This is a genomic window from Mycobacterium colombiense (assembly GCF_003284975.1).
Classification (GTDB): Bacteria; Actinomycetota; Actinomycetes; order Mycobacteriales; family Mycobacteriaceae; genus Mycobacterium; species Mycobacterium europaeum_A.
Genome location: NZ_QMEU01000107.1, coordinates 1 through 15,518 on the forward strand (window position 1 = coordinate 1; position 15,518 = coordinate 15,518).

The 15,518-nt window shown below is 67.4% G+C and carries 13 protein-coding genes; 5 read left to right on the plus strand and 8 right to left on the minus strand.

Annotation, left to right across the window (positions count from 1 at the left end):
* The first annotated feature begins 154 nt into the window (after positions 1-154).
* Complete coding sequence (locus DQP58_RS22255) at positions 155-817, plus strand: class I SAM-dependent methyltransferase (RefSeq protein WP_112710348.1); 663 nt, start codon at positions 155-157, stop codon at positions 815-817.
* 12 nt (positions 818-829) lie between these two features.
* Here DQP58_RS22255 and DQP58_RS22260 read toward each other — a convergent pair whose 3' ends face one another.
* From DQP58_RS22260 to DQP58_RS22270, 3 genes are read right to left on the minus strand one after another with little or no spacing between them, the layout of a single operon-like run.
* A complete protein-coding gene (locus DQP58_RS22260; protein WP_112710349.1) occupies positions 830-1,906 on the minus strand; it encodes a prenyltransferase in 1,077 nt (358 codons plus the stop codon).
* Positions 1,893-2,651, minus strand: coding sequence for a class I SAM-dependent methyltransferase (locus DQP58_RS22265; RefSeq protein WP_112710350.1), 759 nt, complete (start codon positions 2,649-2,651; stop codon positions 1,893-1,895). The genes DQP58_RS22260 and DQP58_RS22265 overlap by 14 nt, the downstream gene beginning before the upstream one ends.
* Positions 2,645-3,895: a glycosyltransferase family 4 protein gene (locus DQP58_RS22270; protein ID WP_112710351.1), complete on the minus strand. Its 1,251-nt coding sequence runs from the start codon at positions 3,893-3,895 to the stop codon at positions 2,645-2,647. Before DQP58_RS22270 ends, DQP58_RS22265 begins: the two co-directional genes overlap by 7 nt.
* 321 nt (positions 3,896-4,216) lie before the next feature.
* On the opposite strand from DQP58_RS22270, the gene DQP58_RS22275 reads away from it, so the two are divergent.
* Positions 4,217-5,035 (plus strand): DUF1906 domain-containing protein, encoded by an 819-nt coding sequence (locus DQP58_RS22275; RefSeq protein WP_112710352.1) that lies wholly within the window; start codon positions 4,217-4,219, stop codon positions 5,033-5,035.
* A 183-nt stretch (positions 5,036-5,218) separates the two neighbouring features.
* Here the strand turns inward: DQP58_RS22275 and katG are convergent, their stop codons facing one another.
* The 3 genes from katG to DQP58_RS22290 all read right to left on the minus strand — a co-directional run bounded on the left by katG (position 5,219) and on the right by DQP58_RS22290 (position 9,330).
* Positions 5,219-7,459, minus strand: a complete 2,241-nt coding sequence (gene katG, locus DQP58_RS22280; RefSeq protein WP_112710353.1) for a catalase/peroxidase HPI — start codon at positions 7,457-7,459, stop codon at positions 5,219-5,221.
* 50 nt (positions 7,460-7,509) lie between these two features.
* Positions 7,510-7,950, minus strand: a complete 441-nt coding sequence (locus tag DQP58_RS22285) for a Fur family transcriptional regulator (protein WP_165827933.1) — start codon at positions 7,948-7,950, stop codon at positions 7,510-7,512.
* A gap of 96 nt (positions 7,951-8,046) precedes the next feature.
* A complete protein-coding gene (locus DQP58_RS22290; RefSeq protein WP_112710355.1) occupies positions 8,047-9,330 on the minus strand; it encodes a L,D-transpeptidase in 1,284 nt (427 codons plus the stop codon).
* Positions 9,331-9,486: 156 nt separating this feature from the next.
* Here DQP58_RS22290 and DQP58_RS22295 point away from each other — a divergent pair, with 156 nt between their 5' ends.
* Positions 9,487-10,308, plus strand: a complete 822-nt coding sequence (locus DQP58_RS22295) for a hypothetical protein (protein ID WP_112710356.1) — start codon at positions 9,487-9,489, stop codon at positions 10,306-10,308.
* A gap of 63 nt (positions 10,309-10,371) precedes the next feature.
* The gene (locus tag DQP58_RS22300) at positions 10,372-11,862 is read left to right on the plus strand and encodes an FAD-dependent oxidoreductase (protein ID WP_112710359.1); all 1,491 of its coding nucleotides are present in this window, start codon (positions 10,372-10,374) and stop codon (positions 11,860-11,862) included.
* 14 nt (positions 11,863-11,876) lie between these two features.
* Here the strand turns inward: DQP58_RS22300 and DQP58_RS22305 are convergent, their stop codons facing one another.
* Entirely contained in the window at positions 11,877-12,920 is a 1,044-nt protein-coding gene (locus DQP58_RS22305; RefSeq protein ID WP_112710357.1) for a class I SAM-dependent methyltransferase, read from the minus strand.
* Between the two features lie 59 nt (positions 12,921-12,979).
* Complete coding sequence (locus tag DQP58_RS22310; protein ID WP_112710358.1) at positions 12,980-14,146, minus strand: glycosyltransferase; 1,167 nt, start codon at positions 14,144-14,146, stop codon at positions 12,980-12,982.
* 444 nt (positions 14,147-14,590) lie between these two features.
* On the opposite strand from DQP58_RS22310, the gene DQP58_RS22315 reads away from it, so the two are divergent.
* Positions 14,591-15,518: PPE family protein (locus DQP58_RS22315; protein ID WP_133259416.1), on the plus strand; the 928-nt coding region annotated here is incomplete at its 3' end.

Consider the following 15,518-nt stretch of genomic DNA (forward strand, 5'->3'; position numbering starts at 1 on the left):
GCAAATTTGCGGATAAGCAAGGCGCGCACGCCCATGATGGTAAGGCGAAGCCGCTCCGGCCGCCGGACAGCCGGTGAACACAGCACCGGTGATCGCTGAGCGCGAACATCGACCACGGTGTCGGCGGTGCCGACCGAGGCGATAGGTTCAGCTGATGAGTCACGTCGACGCGAGTGCGCCCGAGCGCTTGTTCGCGCTGGCCGATCAGGTACAAGGTTTCATGCCGGCCGACGAGGGTCGCGCGCTGTACGACGCCGCGCTGCGCTATCTCGGCGGCGGGCTGGGCGTCGAGATCGGTACGTACTGCGGCAAATCCACGCTGCTGCTGGGCGCCGCGGCGCAACAAACCGGCAGCGTGCTCTACACGGTCGACCACCACCACGGGTCCGAGGAGCACCAGGCCGGTTGGGAGTATCACGACGCGTCGATGGTGGACGAGGTGACGGGCCTGTTCGACACGCTGCCGACGTTTCGCCGGGCGCTCGACACCGCCCGGCTGGACGACCACGTCGTCGCAATCGTCGGCAAGTCGCCGCTGGTGGCGCGAGCGTGGCGGGCGCCGCTGCAGTTCCTGTTCATCGACGGCGGCCACAGCGAAGCCGCCGCGAACCAGGACTTCGACGGCTGGGCCAAGTGGGTTGCCCCCGGTGGGGCGCTGGTCATCCACGACGTTTTTCCCGACCCGAAGGACGGCGGGCGCCCGCCCTACTACATCTACTGCCGCGCACTCGATTCCGGACAGTTCCGGGAGGTATCGGCCACCGGATCGTTGCGGCTGCTCGAACGAGTCAGCGGTCAGCCAGGGGAGCGGGTCTAGCCAGCCCGCGGGTTACCGGCCCGGGCCGGTGACCACGCATTCGCAGTCGAAGTCGGTCTGCAAACCCAGTGGCAGCTCGTCGCCGCGAAAAACGCCCGCGCCGGCGGTGGTGTTCGACAAGGCGTCCGCCGCCAAGATCACGGCCGCACCCGTCCAGGTGGTGCGCTCTTCCGGCCACCGCTTGCCATCGGCGAAAACCAGTCCCGTCCAATAAGATCCGTCGTCTTCGCGCAGATGCTGCATCGCGGCGAACTGCCGGTGGGCGTCGGAGTGTTGTCCGATGGCATCCAGCGCCATCACCAGCTCGCATGTTTCGGCACCCGTCACCCAGGGGCGATCCCCGACGCACCGGATGCCCAGGCCATCGACCACGAAGGCATCCCAACGCTGCTTGATGCGCGCGGCCGCCGCCGGGCCACGCAGGGCGCTACCGAGGATGGGGTAGTACCAGTCCATCGAGTAGCGGTCCTTTTCGGTGAACGCCTCGGGATGCGCGGAGATGGCGTGCCCCAGACGACCGAGCGCCAACTCCCACTCTGGCTGCGGGTCGCCGACCAACGCGGCCAGGGCAAGCGCACAGCGGATGCTGTGGTAGATGCTCGAGCACCCGGTCAGCAGGGCCTCCCGCAACACACCGGCTTCGCTTCGGGCCCAACCGATCTCGCCGTAACCGACCTGCATGTCGATGACGAAGTCGATCGCTTTGTGCACCACGGGCCACATTTCGGCCGCGAATGACTCGTCGCCGGTGACCAGCACGTGGTGCCACACCCCGGCGCCGATGTAGGCGCAGAAGTTGCTGTCGCTGTTGGCGTCTTCGATGACCCCCGACCGGAACTGGAGGGGCCAGGAGCCGTCGGGTCGTTGGGTGCGCCGGCTCCAGTCGAACGCGGCGCGCGCCGGCTCCAGCAGTCCGGCGGTGGTCAGCGCCATCGCGCACTCGATGTGGTCCCACGGATCGGTGTGCCCGCCCTCGAACCAGGGGATGGCACCCGTCGATTCCTGCGCGGCGGCGATGGAAAGCGCGGTCTGGCGGCACTGCTCGGGAGTCAACACCCCCGCAACGGCTGGCACATTAGACCGATGCAACTGAATATCCCTCAGTCGCCAGGCTTTTCGCCTCCTGCGGCTTGACGAAGTACATGGCTACGCTTTTGCCCACCAGCGGGTTGAGCAGCGACTCCGCCAGCTGGGTGATCTTGGGCCGCTGCATCAGGTCCCAGACCAGGAGCTTGTGGTAGGCAGTCACCGCGGGATGGTCGGTGTTCTCTACCCCCACAGCGCATTTGAGCCACCAGAAGGGGGAGTGCAGCGCATGGGCGTGATGGGTATGGGTCAGTTCCATTCCGTCGCGGGCGATCTTGCCGCGCAATTCGCTGGCTCGGTAGATGCGTACGTGGCCACCCTCGTTGGCGTGGTATTCGTCGGACAGCAACCAGCACACCCGCTCGGGCAGCCACCGTGGGACGCTGACCGCCAACGTGCCGCCGGCTTTGAGCACCCTGATCAGCTCGGCGATCGCCACGTCGTCGTGGGGAATGTGCTCCAGGATCTCCGACGCGATGACGCAGTCAAACGTCTCGTCGGCGTAGGGCAACTTCAGCGCGTCACCGACGACTACCTTCGCCGAGGCACCCGCGGGCGCCTCGCCGGCTTCGGCCATCGCGCGCAAAATGGTGTCCACCGAACGCAATTCGGCTTCGTCGCGATCGAAGGCCACGACGTCGGCGCCGCGGCGATACGCTTCGAACGCGTGCCGGCCGGCTCCGCAACCCACGTCGATGACCTTGCTCGACGGTCCGATCCCCAACCGGTCGAAATCGACTGTCAGCATGACGCTTCGCTCTGCGCGTTGCGTGCGATCGCCCGCTCGTAGACCCGAACGGTTTGCGCGGCCACGGCTTCCCAGCTGAAGACGTCGACGGCGCGGGTTCGTCCCGCCTTGCCCAGGCTGCGGCGCTTTTCCGGTGAGTCCAGCAGTTCACCGAGCGCGTGGGTCAGCGCATCGACGTCGGCGGGCGGCACCAGTTCGGCGCAAGCACCGTCGGCCCCGAGGACTTCCGGCAGGGCACCGACCCGGCTGGCGACGATCGGGGTTCCGCTGGCCATGGCTTCCACGGCGGGCAGCGAAAAGCCTTCGTAGAGCGACGGAATGCAGGCGACCTCCGCAGAGGCGAACAGGGCGGCCAGTTCGGCGTCGGAGAGCCCGCTGGTGATGTGCACGATGTCGGAGATCCCGAGTTCGGCGATGAGTTTGTGGGTCGGGCCGTTGGGCTCCACCTTGGCAACCAGCCGCAGCTCGAGATCACGCACGGTGCGCAGCCGGGCGACCGCTTGCAGCAGGTTGCGGACGCCCTTGAGCGGGGTATCGGCACTGGCGATCGCGATGATGCGGCCGGGCTCGCGGGGGCCCGACCCCGGTTTGAACAGCTCGGTGTTCACGCCCAGCGGCACGACGTGAAGTTGATCGGGCGCGACGCCGAAGTCGGCGATGATGTCGGACGCGGACGACGAAGAGACGGTCAACAGGTCGGGGATGTGGCGGGCGACCTCCTGCTGCATGTCCAAGAATCCATACCAGCGGCGCACCAACGGTTTTCGCCACCATCGCGCGGCCGCCAGATCCAGCACCCGGTCGCGGGTGATTGGGTGGTGCACGGTCGCCACCACGGGAAGTCCCGCCTCGGCGATGCGCAGCAGCCCGGTGCCCAGGCTCTGGTTGTCGTGGACGACGTCGAAATCGGCTGTGCGCCGGGCAAGTAACCGCGCGGCCCGCATCGTGAACGTGCGCGGTTCGGGAAAGCCCGCGGTCCACGTGGTGAGCAATTCGCGCACGTCGATCGAGTCGCGAATCTCGCTGGGCCGTGGTACCCGGAATGGGTCGGGTTCCCGGTACAAATCGAGGCTAGGCACTTCGGTGAGCCGGACCCGCGGGTCGAGCAGGTCGGGGTATGGCTGGCCGGAGAACACCTCGACGTCGTGGCCGAGTTCCACCAGGCCGTGGCTGAGATGGCGCACGTAGACGCCCTGTCCGCCGCAATGGGTCTTACTACGGTAGGACAGCAGGGCAATTCGCATACTCAACTCTTCTTTGCTGGAAAACGACCGCGGAATGGCGCCGAATACATCGCGGTCAACGGACTCCCGAATTCCGCGACAGCAAACTGGACATGTGTCCAGACTATAGTTCGATCACCTAATCGTGCGCAACGAGCCGGAAATCCACCGTCCCTTGTGCAGGCGGGCCCCGGGATGTCCGACACGCAAAGATCATGCCACTGGCCGGTGTCCGCCCTCTTTCCGACCGGTCGGTTCCCCACCCGAGGCGCCCAGGCCCAGCGGCGCTGACCGGCGAAGATCGCTCTGAGGAAGGCCCGCGCCTTTTGTTACCATCGCGCGGTGCGGGATTCGGCCGGACCGGGTGGGCGCGGCGATCGGTGGTCGCTGTCGAGGCGCGAGGTCCTCAGATGCGCCGGCGCCTATGTCGTGGCGCCGGCCCTGTTGAGCCTGGGCGCGGTGGCGGCAAGCCCCGCCGCCCCAGAGGCCTCGGCGGCCGGCTTGAGGCTGATCGATTTCGCCGAGCGCAGGATCGCACCGGACGAGATCAAGTCGGCGGGTTATGACGGCGTGGTGAACTACGTGTCGCAGTCGCGGCCGGGCGCCAACTTCGAAGCCAAGCCGCTGACCCGGGAGTACGCCGATGCGCTGCGCGCGGCGGGCCTGCATATCGTCAGCAACTTCCAATACGGCAAACCCGGTTGGCCGGACCCGTCGGATCTCACCCGCGGCTATGACGGCGGTGTCGCGGACGCCCACACGGCCATGCAGCTGCACTCGGCGGCCGGCGGCCCGAACTCGGCCCCGATCTTTTTCAGCGTCGACGATGACATCGACGCCAGCACATGGAACAGCCTTGCCGTCCAATGGTTCCGAGGCATCAACTCGGTGCTGGGTGTGGGTCGCACGGGGATCTACGGAGATGCCCGGGTGTGCGGGTGGGCGATCAGGGACGGCGTCATCGGGCCGTCCACCAGCGCCGGGCACCAGTGGGCGTGGCAGACCAGGTCGTGGTCGCACGGCGAGCGCGAACCCGCGGCGGTGCTCTACCAAACGGTCGTCAACAGCCCGGGAAATCCGGGCCCGCTGCTCGGCGGCATCAATGTCGACGTCGACGATGTCCTGGCCGCCGATTTCGGGCAGTGGGACCTGGATCGCTGACCTAGACGCCTTCCTGCGCTACACGAGACATAAACCAGGGCGACCGAGTGCGGCGTGTCGTGTGCGTGGTTTATGTGTCGCGAGATCGCGGGCGCATCGTCCATGAAAGAACGCGGCACGAAAGAAGGGGCACCCCGCGAGCGCATAGCCCGCGGGGTGCCGCTTCTTGCCGATGACCGGGTCTTACTTGAGGTCGAACCGGTCGTTGTTCATGACCTTCACCCACGCCGCGACGAAGTCCTCCACGAACTTGCCGTGGTTGTCGTCCTGGGCGTAAACCTCGGCCAACGCGCGCAGCACCGAGTTCGAGCCGAACACAAGGTCATTCGGGGTCGCGGTCCACTTGAGCTCGCCGGAGGCCCGGTCGTGCCCTTCGTAGACGTTCTCCGCGGTCTCCGAGGCCTTCCACTCGGTGCCCATGTCGAGCAGGTTGACGAAGAAGTCGTTCGTCAACGCGCCCGGCCGGTCGGTGAAGACACCGTGCTTGCTGCCGCCATGGTTGGCGCCAAGCGCGCGCAGCCCGCCGACGAGCACCGTCAGCTCCGGACCGGTCACACCGAGCATGTACGCCCGATCCAACAAGAGCTGCTCGAGCGGGGCCTTCTCACCGGGCCGCGCATAGTTGCGGAACCCGTCGGCCCGCGGTTCGAGCACGGCGAACGACTCCACGTCGGTGCTCTCCTGCGAGGCGTCGGTGCGTCCAGGGGCGAAATGCACCGAGATCTCGTAGCCCGCGTCCTTGGCCGCCTTCTCGATCGCCGCGGAACCGGCCAGCACGATCAGGTCGGCGATCGAGATCTTCTTCCCGCCGGAGGCCGAGGCGTTGAAGTCCTGCTGGATCCCCTCCAGCACGGGCAACACCTTGTCGAGTTCGGAGGGCTCGTTGACCTCCCAGCTCCGCTGCGGCTCAAGTCGCAGCCGCCCGCCGTTCGGGCCACCGCGCTTGTCGGTGTTGCGGTAGCTGACCGCTGCCGACCAGGCGGTCTTCACCAGCTGCTGAACGGAGAGACCGGACGCCAGGACCTTGCTCTTCAGGTCCGCAACGTCCTGCTCGTCAACCAGCGCGTGGTCGACGGCCGGCACCGGGTCCTGCCACAGCTGCGGTTCGGGAATCCACGGCCCAAGGAAGCGGGTGACCGGTCCCATGTCGCGGTGCAGCAGCTTGTACCACGCCTTGGCGAAGGCGTCGGCCAGCTCCTCCGGGTGGTCCAGCCAGCGCCGGGTGATGTCGCGGTAGATCGGGCTCTCTCGCAACGAGATGTCGGTGACCAGCATCGTCGGGGCGCGCCCCGGCCCCCCGAACGGATCCGGGATGGTCCCCGCGCCCGCGCCGTCCTTGGCGGTGAACTGCCAGGCCCCGGCGGGGCTCTTGGTGAGCTCCCACTCGTAGCCGTACAGCGTCTCCAGGAAGGAGTTGTCCCACTTCGTCGGCGTCGGCGTCCAGACCACCTCGAGTCCGCTGGTGATGGCGTCCTTGCCCACGCCGCTGCCGAACGAGCTCTTCCAGCCCAGCCCCTGCTGTTCGATCGGGGCGGCCTCAGGTTCCGGACCGACCAAGTCGGCGTCGCCGGCACCGTGCGTCTTGCCGAAGCTGTGACCGCCTACGATCAGCGCGGCCGTCTCCTCGTCGTTCATCGCCATCCGGCCGAAGGTTTCGCGGATGTCGATCGCCGCCGCGACCGGGTCCGGCTTGCCTTCGGGGCCTTCCGGATTGACGTAGATCAGACCCATGGTGGTGGCACCGTAGGGCTGCGCGAGATCGCGTTCGCCCGAGTAGCGCTTGTCGGTGCCCAGCCACTCTTCCTCTTCACCGAAGAGAATCTCCTCGGGCTCCCAGACGTCTTCGCGGCCGAAGGCGAAGCCGAACGTCTTGAATCCCATGGATTCCAGGGCCGTGTTCCCGGCGAACAGCAGCAGGTCCGCCCAAGAGATCTTGTTGCCGTACTTCTTCTTCAGCGGCCACAGCAGCCTGCGCGCCTTGTCCAGGCTCGCGTTGTCGGGCCAGCTGTTGAGCGGAGCGAAGCGCTGCATGCCCTGGCCGCCGCCACCGCGACCGTCATAGATGCGGTAGGTGCCGGCGGCGTGCCAGCTCATCCGGATGAACAGGCCACCGTAGTGGCCGTAGTCGGCGGGCCACCAGTCCTGCGAGGTGGTCAGCAGCTTGATCATGTCGGCCTTGAGCGCCTCGACATCGAGCTTGGCGAACTCCTCGGCGTAGTCGAAGTCCTCGCCGAGCGGGTCGGACTGGGGGGCATGCGGGTGCAGGCGCGACACATCGACCTGGTTGGGCCACCAGTCCTGGTTGGTCCGCGGGGCGCTCGACTTGGGCTGCGGTGAAGGGATTGCTGGGTTTTCGCTTTCGCTGTTGCTAGCCGACCCGGCGTCGGGTTGGGGAGGGCGGCCGGCGGATGTATCAGATGACACAGCATTCCTTTCGAGGGTGGGTGAATCGGGCTGCGATCACGGGCTGTGATCTAAGAACCTGTCGTCGAGCAATCGGCACACAGGCCCCAATAGATGACCTCGGCCTCGTCGAGAACGAAGCCATCGAGAACGTTGTCGTCGTCCGAGGGCGTCAGGCAGGGAGCGTCACCGACGGCACAGTCGATGTCGGCGATGATCCCGCAGGATCGGCACACGACGTGATGATGGTTGTCGCCGACGCGCGATTCGTAGCGCGCGACCATGCCCAGGGGCTGGATGCGCCGAACCAGACCGACGGTGGTCAGCGCATTGAGCACGTCGTACACCGCTTGACGCGAAACTTCGGGCAGGCCAACCCGTACCGCCGAGAAGATCGTCTCGGTGTCGGCGTGCGGGTTGGCGTCCACGGCTTCCAGCACGGCAACCCTGGGCCGGGTGACCCGCAGATCGGCCATCCGCAACCTGCCCGCGTAATCGGCCGTCGATGACACGCCACCAATATGACGCACTTAATTGGAACGAGTCAAGAGTTTATTGTGAAGTGAGGCACAACTGCAGGTGACGGATGAGCTGGATCACCCGCCGGCTCAGGTCGGTTTCAGGGCGCTACCCCTGCGCCAGTCGTCCCAGCTGAGCGTCCAGTCGCCGTTTTGCGCCAGCGTCAGCGGTGGCCCGCCGCTGTTGCGGACCTCGACAACATCACCCGGTACCGAGAAGTCGAAGAACCATTTCGCGTTGTCGGCGTTGAGGTTCAAGCAGCCATGCGAGGTGTCGCGGTGGCCCTGGGCCCATACCGTCGCGTCGAGTTCGTGCAGATATATGCCGTCGCTGCTGATCTTGGTCGCCCAGTTGATGGTCTCGCGATATCCGAGTCTGGAGTTCTTGGGCAGCCCGAAGGTCGAGGAGTCCATGATGACGGGATTGCCCTTGTCCAGCACCGTGTAGACCCCGGAGGGCGTCCACAGCGAGATCGTCTTGCCGCCGACGTTTTCCGTGCCGCCCATTCCCATGCTGGTCGGCATCGTGCGCACCAGGTTTCCGTTGTCGAAGACGCTGACCTGGTGGGTGGCGTCATCGGCGATCGAGACGTGTGCGTCGCCGATCCGAAACGAGACTTTGGTGTCGTCCTGCCCGAACAGGCCGTCGCCCAAGGCTATTCCGTAGATCTTCGCCTCGGCGGTGACGGTCGTGCCGGGCGCGTAGTAGTGCTCGGGCCGCCAATGAGCGTTCTGGTCGTCGACCCAGTACCAGGATCCCTCGACTTTCGGGTTGGTGGTCACCGACAGTTGTCGCTCGGCGGCGGCCCGATCCGCGATCTTCTCGTCGAAGTGCGCCACGATCACCGTTCCGACGCCGTAGGTACCGCCGTCGTGCAGCGCGGCCTCCGACGTGGCGGTGAACGACACCTTGGTCTGGTTGGACGGCTTCAGCGTGGAAAACGACGAAACCTGCTTGGCCGCAACACCACTGACGCCACTGCTGGTGACGGTCAGGGTATATGTGCGTCCGTAGCCCAGCGGGGCCGTCGGCTTCCACACCGTGTTGTCGGGGGTCATGACGCCCTCGATCGGCTTGCCGCTCTCGTTGACCATCTCGACACCGGTCAGGGTTCCGTTCTCGGCTTTGACCGTGACCGGGGCGACCGGGTCGACGTCATGCGAGTCGGGGCCGGGAGTGATCGTTATCTGCGCCGGCCCAGCGGTTTTCGCGGGCACACCGCCCTGCCCGCAGTGGCCGCCCGGGCAATGCGTGGTCCCAACGTATATCGCGGCCACCGCGGCGACGATCACGCACACCGCAAGCAAGAGTCGGCGAGGCCGGCTGACCCGCAGGATCCGGCCGACGAGCTGATCGCTGTTCTTGGACATCATGAAGCTGCCGAATCCCTGCTTTCTGGTTCTCGCAGGCCTGAGAGTTCTGCCCGGCGAAGTCGATGTTGTAGATGAGGTATCCCGCGACATGCGGTTTTTAAACCGTCCGGGGTCACCCCGACCCTGCAACCGGCGTGCGCGAGAGATCATGGCGTCATGGCCGATGACGAACTCGACAGCCTCTACGAAGTGGCGCCCAAGGAGTTCACCGCGCAACGCACCAGACTGGCCGCCGCGGCCAAACAGCGCGGCGATACCGCCGCGGCGAAACGGATTTCCGCCGCCAATAAACCGACGACGGCCGCCTGGATCGTCAACCGACTGGCGCTGCGCCACGCGGACACCCGGCGCCGGCTCGCCGACCTCGGGGAGCGACTTCGCGCCGCGCATGCGGCGATGGATGGCGGACGGATCCGGGGCCTGACAGCCGAGCAACGCAAACTCATCGACGAACTCACCCGCAAGGCGCTCGAGGGGGCCGATCTCAAGCAACCGTCAACGGCCGTGCGCGAAGAGCTCACCAGCACGCTGCAGGCCGCCATCGCCGACCCGCAGATCGCGGACCGCCTGGGCCGGCTGGCCCGGCCCGAGCAATGGTCGGGTTTCGGCGGCTTCGGCGAGGCCGCGCCGGAATCGGCGGGGACTGCGAGCCAACCGGCGAAGCGCCCCGGCGCATCGGCACGGAAGCGGCCCGCGACGCGGTCGGCGGACGCCAAGGCGCAGACCGAACGGCGCGAGAAACTGAGCGCAGCCGTCGACACCGCCGAACGCGTCAAGGCCGAGGCCGATGACGTGTTGGCGCAGCGACAAGCCGAACGAGATGGCGCCCGCCGGAGCCATGACGATGCGGGGCGGGCGCTGCGGGCGGCCGAACGAAAACTCGACCGCGCCGAAAAGGCCTACGACGAGGCGCGGCAGGTGAGCCGAGCCGCCGCGGAATCGGTGAAGGAGGCCAAAGCGCGGTTGAAGCGTACGTGAGCCCGCCGGGTGCGTTTCCGTGGGCCGGGCCGGGGTATCAGCAAAACCGTGACCTCCTTGTGGATGACAGAACGAAGCGAACAGCCGTGGACCGCAAGCCGGCTTGACCAAGGTTCGGTGTCCGCCGATGTCATCGTCGTGGGCGCCGGCATCACCGGCCTGATGACGGCCGTCCTACTGGCCCGGGCCGGTAAGGACGTACTGGTGCTGGAGGCGCGCACGGTGGGGGCGTGCGCGACCGGGAACACCACGGCCAAAATCAGCCTGCTGCAGGGCAGTCAGCTCTCCAAGGTGCTACCGCGGCATGGCCGCGACGTCGCGCGCGCATACGTGGACGGCAACCGGGAAGGCCAGGAGTGGGTGCTCGCCCACTGCGAGGCCAACGGAGTCGCCGTGCAGCGCGAGGACGCCTACACCTACGCCCAGTCGGTGCGGGGCGTCCCGCGGGCGCGCGCCGAACTGGCCGCATGTCAGGCTGTCGGCCTGCCGGCGGTGTGGGACGACGACGCCGACGTGCCGTTCGCGTATCACGGCGGGGTGCGGCTGGCCGACCAGGCGCAGTTCGACCCGATGCCCTTCCTCGACTCGCTGGCCGTCGAGCTGCTCGACCGCGGCGGACGGCTGGTCGAGCACACCCGGGTGCGACGGGTCTCCTGGCGCGGCAAGCAGGTCCGCGTGCAGGTCAACGACGCCGCCGAGCGAGACGTCGAACTGCAGGCTCGCCAGCTGGTGCTGGCCACCGGCATCCCGATCCTGGATCGCGGCGGTTATTTCGCGCGGGTCAAGCCCAGCCGGTCCTATTGCCTGGCGTTCAAGGTTCCGGGCAACATCACCCGCCCGATGATGATCTCCACCGACTCGCCGACCCGTTCGGTGCGATACGCCCCGGTCGCGGACGGGGAGCGGCTGATCGTGGGCGGCGCCGGTCATACCGTGGGGCGCGAGAAGAGTCCGTCCCAGGCGCTCGACGAACTGTCGGCGTGGGCACGCAAACACTACCCGGGCGCCGTGCAGACCCACTTCTGGTCGGCGCAGGACTACACGCCCATCGACCATCTGCCGTATGTGGGACCCATCCTGCCTAACACCGAAAGCATCTTTGTCGCAACGGGTTTCAACAAGTGGGGGATGACCAACGGGGCCGCCGCGGCGCTGGCGCTGTCGAGCCGCATGCTGGGCGGGCGGATGGACTGGGCCCGCGCGTTCGCCAGCTGGAGTCCGCACGAGTTGACCGGATTGACGACCGCCCTGCAGGCCAACCTCGAGGTCGGCTTCAACCTGACAAAGGGCTGGATCACCCCGGCGATACGGACGCACCGCCGCAGTCCCGTCAACGGCGAAGGCGGCGTGGTGAGCGGCCCGCCATGGCATTTGGAGGCGCGCTGCCGCGTCGACGGGACCGAGCATCGCGTCTCACCCGTGTGCCCGCACCTCGGCGGGATCGTGAACTGGAACGACGCCGACAAGGCGTGGGAGTGCCCGCTGCACGGGTCGCGCTTCGCGCCCGACGGCACCTTGCTGGAAGGGCCGGCCACCCGCGATCTGACCGCATAAAACCGGCGCCCGACTCAGCCCGTCTTTTGAAAGACGAGCCAGCGCAACTCGATTGGGGAGTCGCCACGCTCGACGTCGAACACGTCGAGGCCACCGGCCCATCCCTCGAACCATCCCGTGGGCGGCCAGGCGTCCGTTGCCGACCGGGCCTTCTCGTACTCGTAGGCGGAGTCGTCGGCGATCGGTTCGAGCGGCAGGCCGGCCGCCGCGGCGGCCACCTCGTCGCGGGTGAAGATCATGCTGTTGCATTGCTGGCTGAATTGCACGGCGACGTCGTCGGGAACATAGCCGTCGCGGGCCAGGAAGGTGTTGAACACCAACCGGCCGCCTTGCGCCAGGCAATCGGTGGCGAGTTCGAACATGCCGCGCAATTCGCGCGTCGTGCGGAAGTCGGACACCACTTCGGAGAGCACCATGAGCTGATAGCGCTCGCGTACGCCCTCCATCGCGGTGAAGACATCGCTTTGAATGACGTTCACGCTCAACGATTCGCCGTCGGCGTCGGCGACGATCACCTCCGCGAACTTGGCGGTCATCTCGACCGCGTCGACCGGATGCCCGCGCCGGGCCAGGGCCAGCGCGTTGCGCCCGGTGCCCGCGCCGACGTCCAGCACCCGGTAGGCCGAAGGGTCGGCGGCCTCGGCCGCCAGGGCGAGCACGCGTGCATCCGGCTCGGTGCCGAACAACGGCGGCGGGCGGACCTGCACCCACTGGTCGTAATCGGCGTCGACCGTGCGCCAGTCGGCTTGGACCCGGAAATTCACGTCCGTCCCGAACGGAGCCTGATACGAGATCAATACCTCCGAACGAGGGGATGCCTTGAAGGCCTTCGCCAACTCGACTTCCAACGCCGCCCGCAACCGCGCGGAGTTTTCCGGGGTGTACCAGACACCTAGGGTGGCGCAGACGTTGCCGCACAGCGCGACGTACTCGTCGATCAGGGCCGGCACCGCAGGCACCCTGATGTGGCCCTCGGCCGACAAGCGCCGATACAGCCGCCTGATCATCGCTTCGCGCAGCATCAGCGGGTCGAACGACGCATTCGGCGGATCCTGCACCAGAACCTTCTACACGACCTTCCGGCTTTGCACCACCGCTCGGATGAACCGGAGCTCCGCTACGCCCGGCGGGCGGCGCCTTCGAGGAGGTCGGCCGCCGCCACCAGGCTCTCGTCGGGTTTGGTCAGCCGGGTGGCGACCTCCCTGGCGCGGCTGAGGTAGTGCGCAGAACGCACCGAGCGCAGGTCGGCAACCAACGAGTCCAGGGTGGAGGCCGAGAACGCCCGTCCCACGCCGACTTCCAGCTTGACGATCGCGTCGGCCCAGATCGGTTGATCGAGCCACAGCCAGAGAATCAGCATGGGCACGCCCGCCCGCATGGCCGCGGCGGTGGTGCCGGCACCGCCGTGGTGCACGATCGCACGGCAGGCCGGAAACACCGCGGCGTGGTTCACCGTCGCCACGATCTTCACGTGGTCGGCGGGCGGGATATGGGTGAAATCGTTTGGGCCGCTACAGATCAACGCCCGCTCGCCGATTTGCGCGCAGGCCGCGCCGATCACGGCGACGGTCTCGGCGGGGGAGGTGACGGGCGTGCTGCCGAATCCGAAATAGATCGGCGGCGTCCCGTCGGCGATCCAGGACAACACCTCGTCGTCGGCGTCGGTGGGCAGTCCGAGGGTCAGCGACCCGACGAAGGGCCGCCGATATCCCGACCTGGCCCATTGTTGGGCCAGGTCGGGCGCCAGCAGCTCGTCGTAGGTCTGGATCTCCAGCGGCGATTGCGCCGACGGTGCACCGGGCAGTCCGAGCGCCCGCCGCTGCGCGCCCTCGGCCGCGCTAGTGACGTCCGACTGCAGCCGGCCCAGTTCCATCGTCTCGGCGGGAAAGAAGTGCAGCGCCGCCAGTGGGATGCCGAAATGTTCGGCGACGTTGGCGGCGAGCCGCTGCTCGTTCATCCCGGCCACCAGCAGGTCGGCACCGGCCGCCAACGAGGCCAGCGTCTCGCTCTTGCCGGCCCATACCGTGGTGACCCGCTCGATCACTTGCGGCAACGCGCTCATCGGGTTCTGCACATTGCGGACGAAAGTGGTGGCCATGTTGATCTGCTCGCGACTGTCGGGTCCGTAGGCGACCGCGGCGAGCCCCACCGACTCGGCCACGTCGAGCTTGTCGGGCGGCACCGCGATCACGACGTCGTGTCCTCGCCCACGCAACTCGCGGGCGACGGCAACGCAGGGCTCGACGTCGCCGCGGCTGCCGTAGCCGGCCAGCACAATTTTCATCAACAGACCTCACTCGCAGGGATGGGATCAAATCCAAGCAGAAGGGAGGGTCGCCCGACTTGCTGGGCGCGCGGGTACTCCGCTGAGCACGGGTTTGTGGCCGGGTACTCCGCGCGCAGCCACGCCGCAGACCCGCAAACGTGTTGAGAGCCGGCTGAGAGTGATTTGCGCAATACGAGCGGAACCCTTGTGAGTTTCCGCCGCCATGTGCAGGTAACCTATCGTTAACCCACGGCAACAGTTTCGCTGTAATCGTTGACGTGGGGGCACCTGCAACGCGTAAGACCGGTCCGCTAGCGCTGGGGACGGTCTTATTCGGCGGTCTTCGTTCACGGCACTGGCGGCAACGGAGGGAATGCGATTTGTTTGCTGCTCGGCTGGTTATCCCCATACGACGCGCATCGAGGGCCCACGGGATCATGACGGCAACCGGAGGAAAACGACATGGACTTCGCGGTACTACCGCCGGAGGTTAACTCCGCGCGGATGTACGCCGGTCCGGGGTCGGGACCGATGCTGGCCGCCGCGATGGCCTGGGACGAACTGGCCGCCGCGCTGCAGTCGACGGCGACCTCGTACGAGGCCGAGATCACGGCCCTGACCTCCGGCCCGTGGGTGGGCCCGTCGGCGGCGTCCATGGTCGCCGCGATCACCCCCTACCTGCAGTGGATGAGGACCACCGGCGCCCAGGCCGAAGAGGCGGCCAACCAGGCCAGAACGGCGGCGTTCGCCTACGAGACGGCGTTCGCCGAGACCGTGCCGCCCCCGGTGGTCACGGCCAACCGCACCCTGCTGGCGACGCTCGTCGCCACCAACGTCCTCGGGCAGAACACGCCCGCGATCGCCAGCACCGAGGCGGAGTACGCCGAGATGTGGGCGCGCGACACCGGGGCGATGTTCGGCTACGCGGGTTCGGCGGCCGCGGCGACACGGCTGACCCCATTCACCCCACCCGACCAGACGACCAACTCCGACGCCGCGCAATCTGAGGCCGTGTCCCAGGCCACCGGCACCGCGGCCGGCAGCACCCGCAATGCGGTGGCGCAGCAGTCGTTCTCCGCGGTGCCCAACCTGCTGAGCAGTGCCGCGTTCGGCCCAGCCGCCGTCGACCCGACGTCGGCGACCGACCTGCTGAACCTCGAGGCCGACCTCATCACGGTTTTCCTGGACGCGCCGGCCGCCGTCGCCGGCCTCGGGGTCGACTCGCCCTCGGCCGCGATCGCCCTGCCCTTCGACATCGCCGGCGCACTCACCGGTTTCCACACCGACGACATCGTCAGCGGCTGGGCCGGGGTGCAGTCCTGGCCGGGCACCGGCGCCGTCCCGCCGTCGCCGTTTCCGGTCATCACGAACCCGGCGGGGGGCTTCGGAA

Excerpts from the sequence above, each read along its gene's own strand:
- DQP58_RS22265 (WP_112710350.1), bottom strand. The coding sequence starts at position 2,651 with ATGCTGACAGTCGATTTCGACCGGTTGGGGATCGGACCGTCGAGCAAG.
- DQP58_RS22300 (WP_112710359.1), top strand. The coding sequence starts at position 10,372 with ATGACAGAACGAAGCGAACAGCCGTGGACCGCAAGCCGGCTTGACCAA.
- DQP58_RS22255 (WP_112710348.1), top strand. The coding sequence starts at position 155 with ATGAGTCACGTCGACGCGAGTGCGCCCGAGCGCTTGTTCGCGCTGGCC.
- DQP58_RS22310 (WP_112710358.1), bottom strand. The coding sequence starts at position 14,146 with ATGAAAATTGTGCTGGCCGGCTACGGCAGCCGCGGCGACGTCGAGCCC.
- DQP58_RS22295 (WP_112710356.1), top strand. The coding sequence starts at position 9,487 with ATGGCCGATGACGAACTCGACAGCCTCTACGAAGTGGCGCCCAAGGAG.
- DQP58_RS22290 (WP_112710355.1), bottom strand. The coding sequence starts at position 9,330 with ATGATGTCCAAGAACAGCGATCAGCTCGTCGGCCGGATCCTGCGGGTC.
- DQP58_RS22270 (WP_112710351.1), bottom strand. The coding sequence starts at position 3,895 with ATGCGAATTGCCCTGCTGTCCTACCGTAGTAAGACCCATTGCGGCGGA.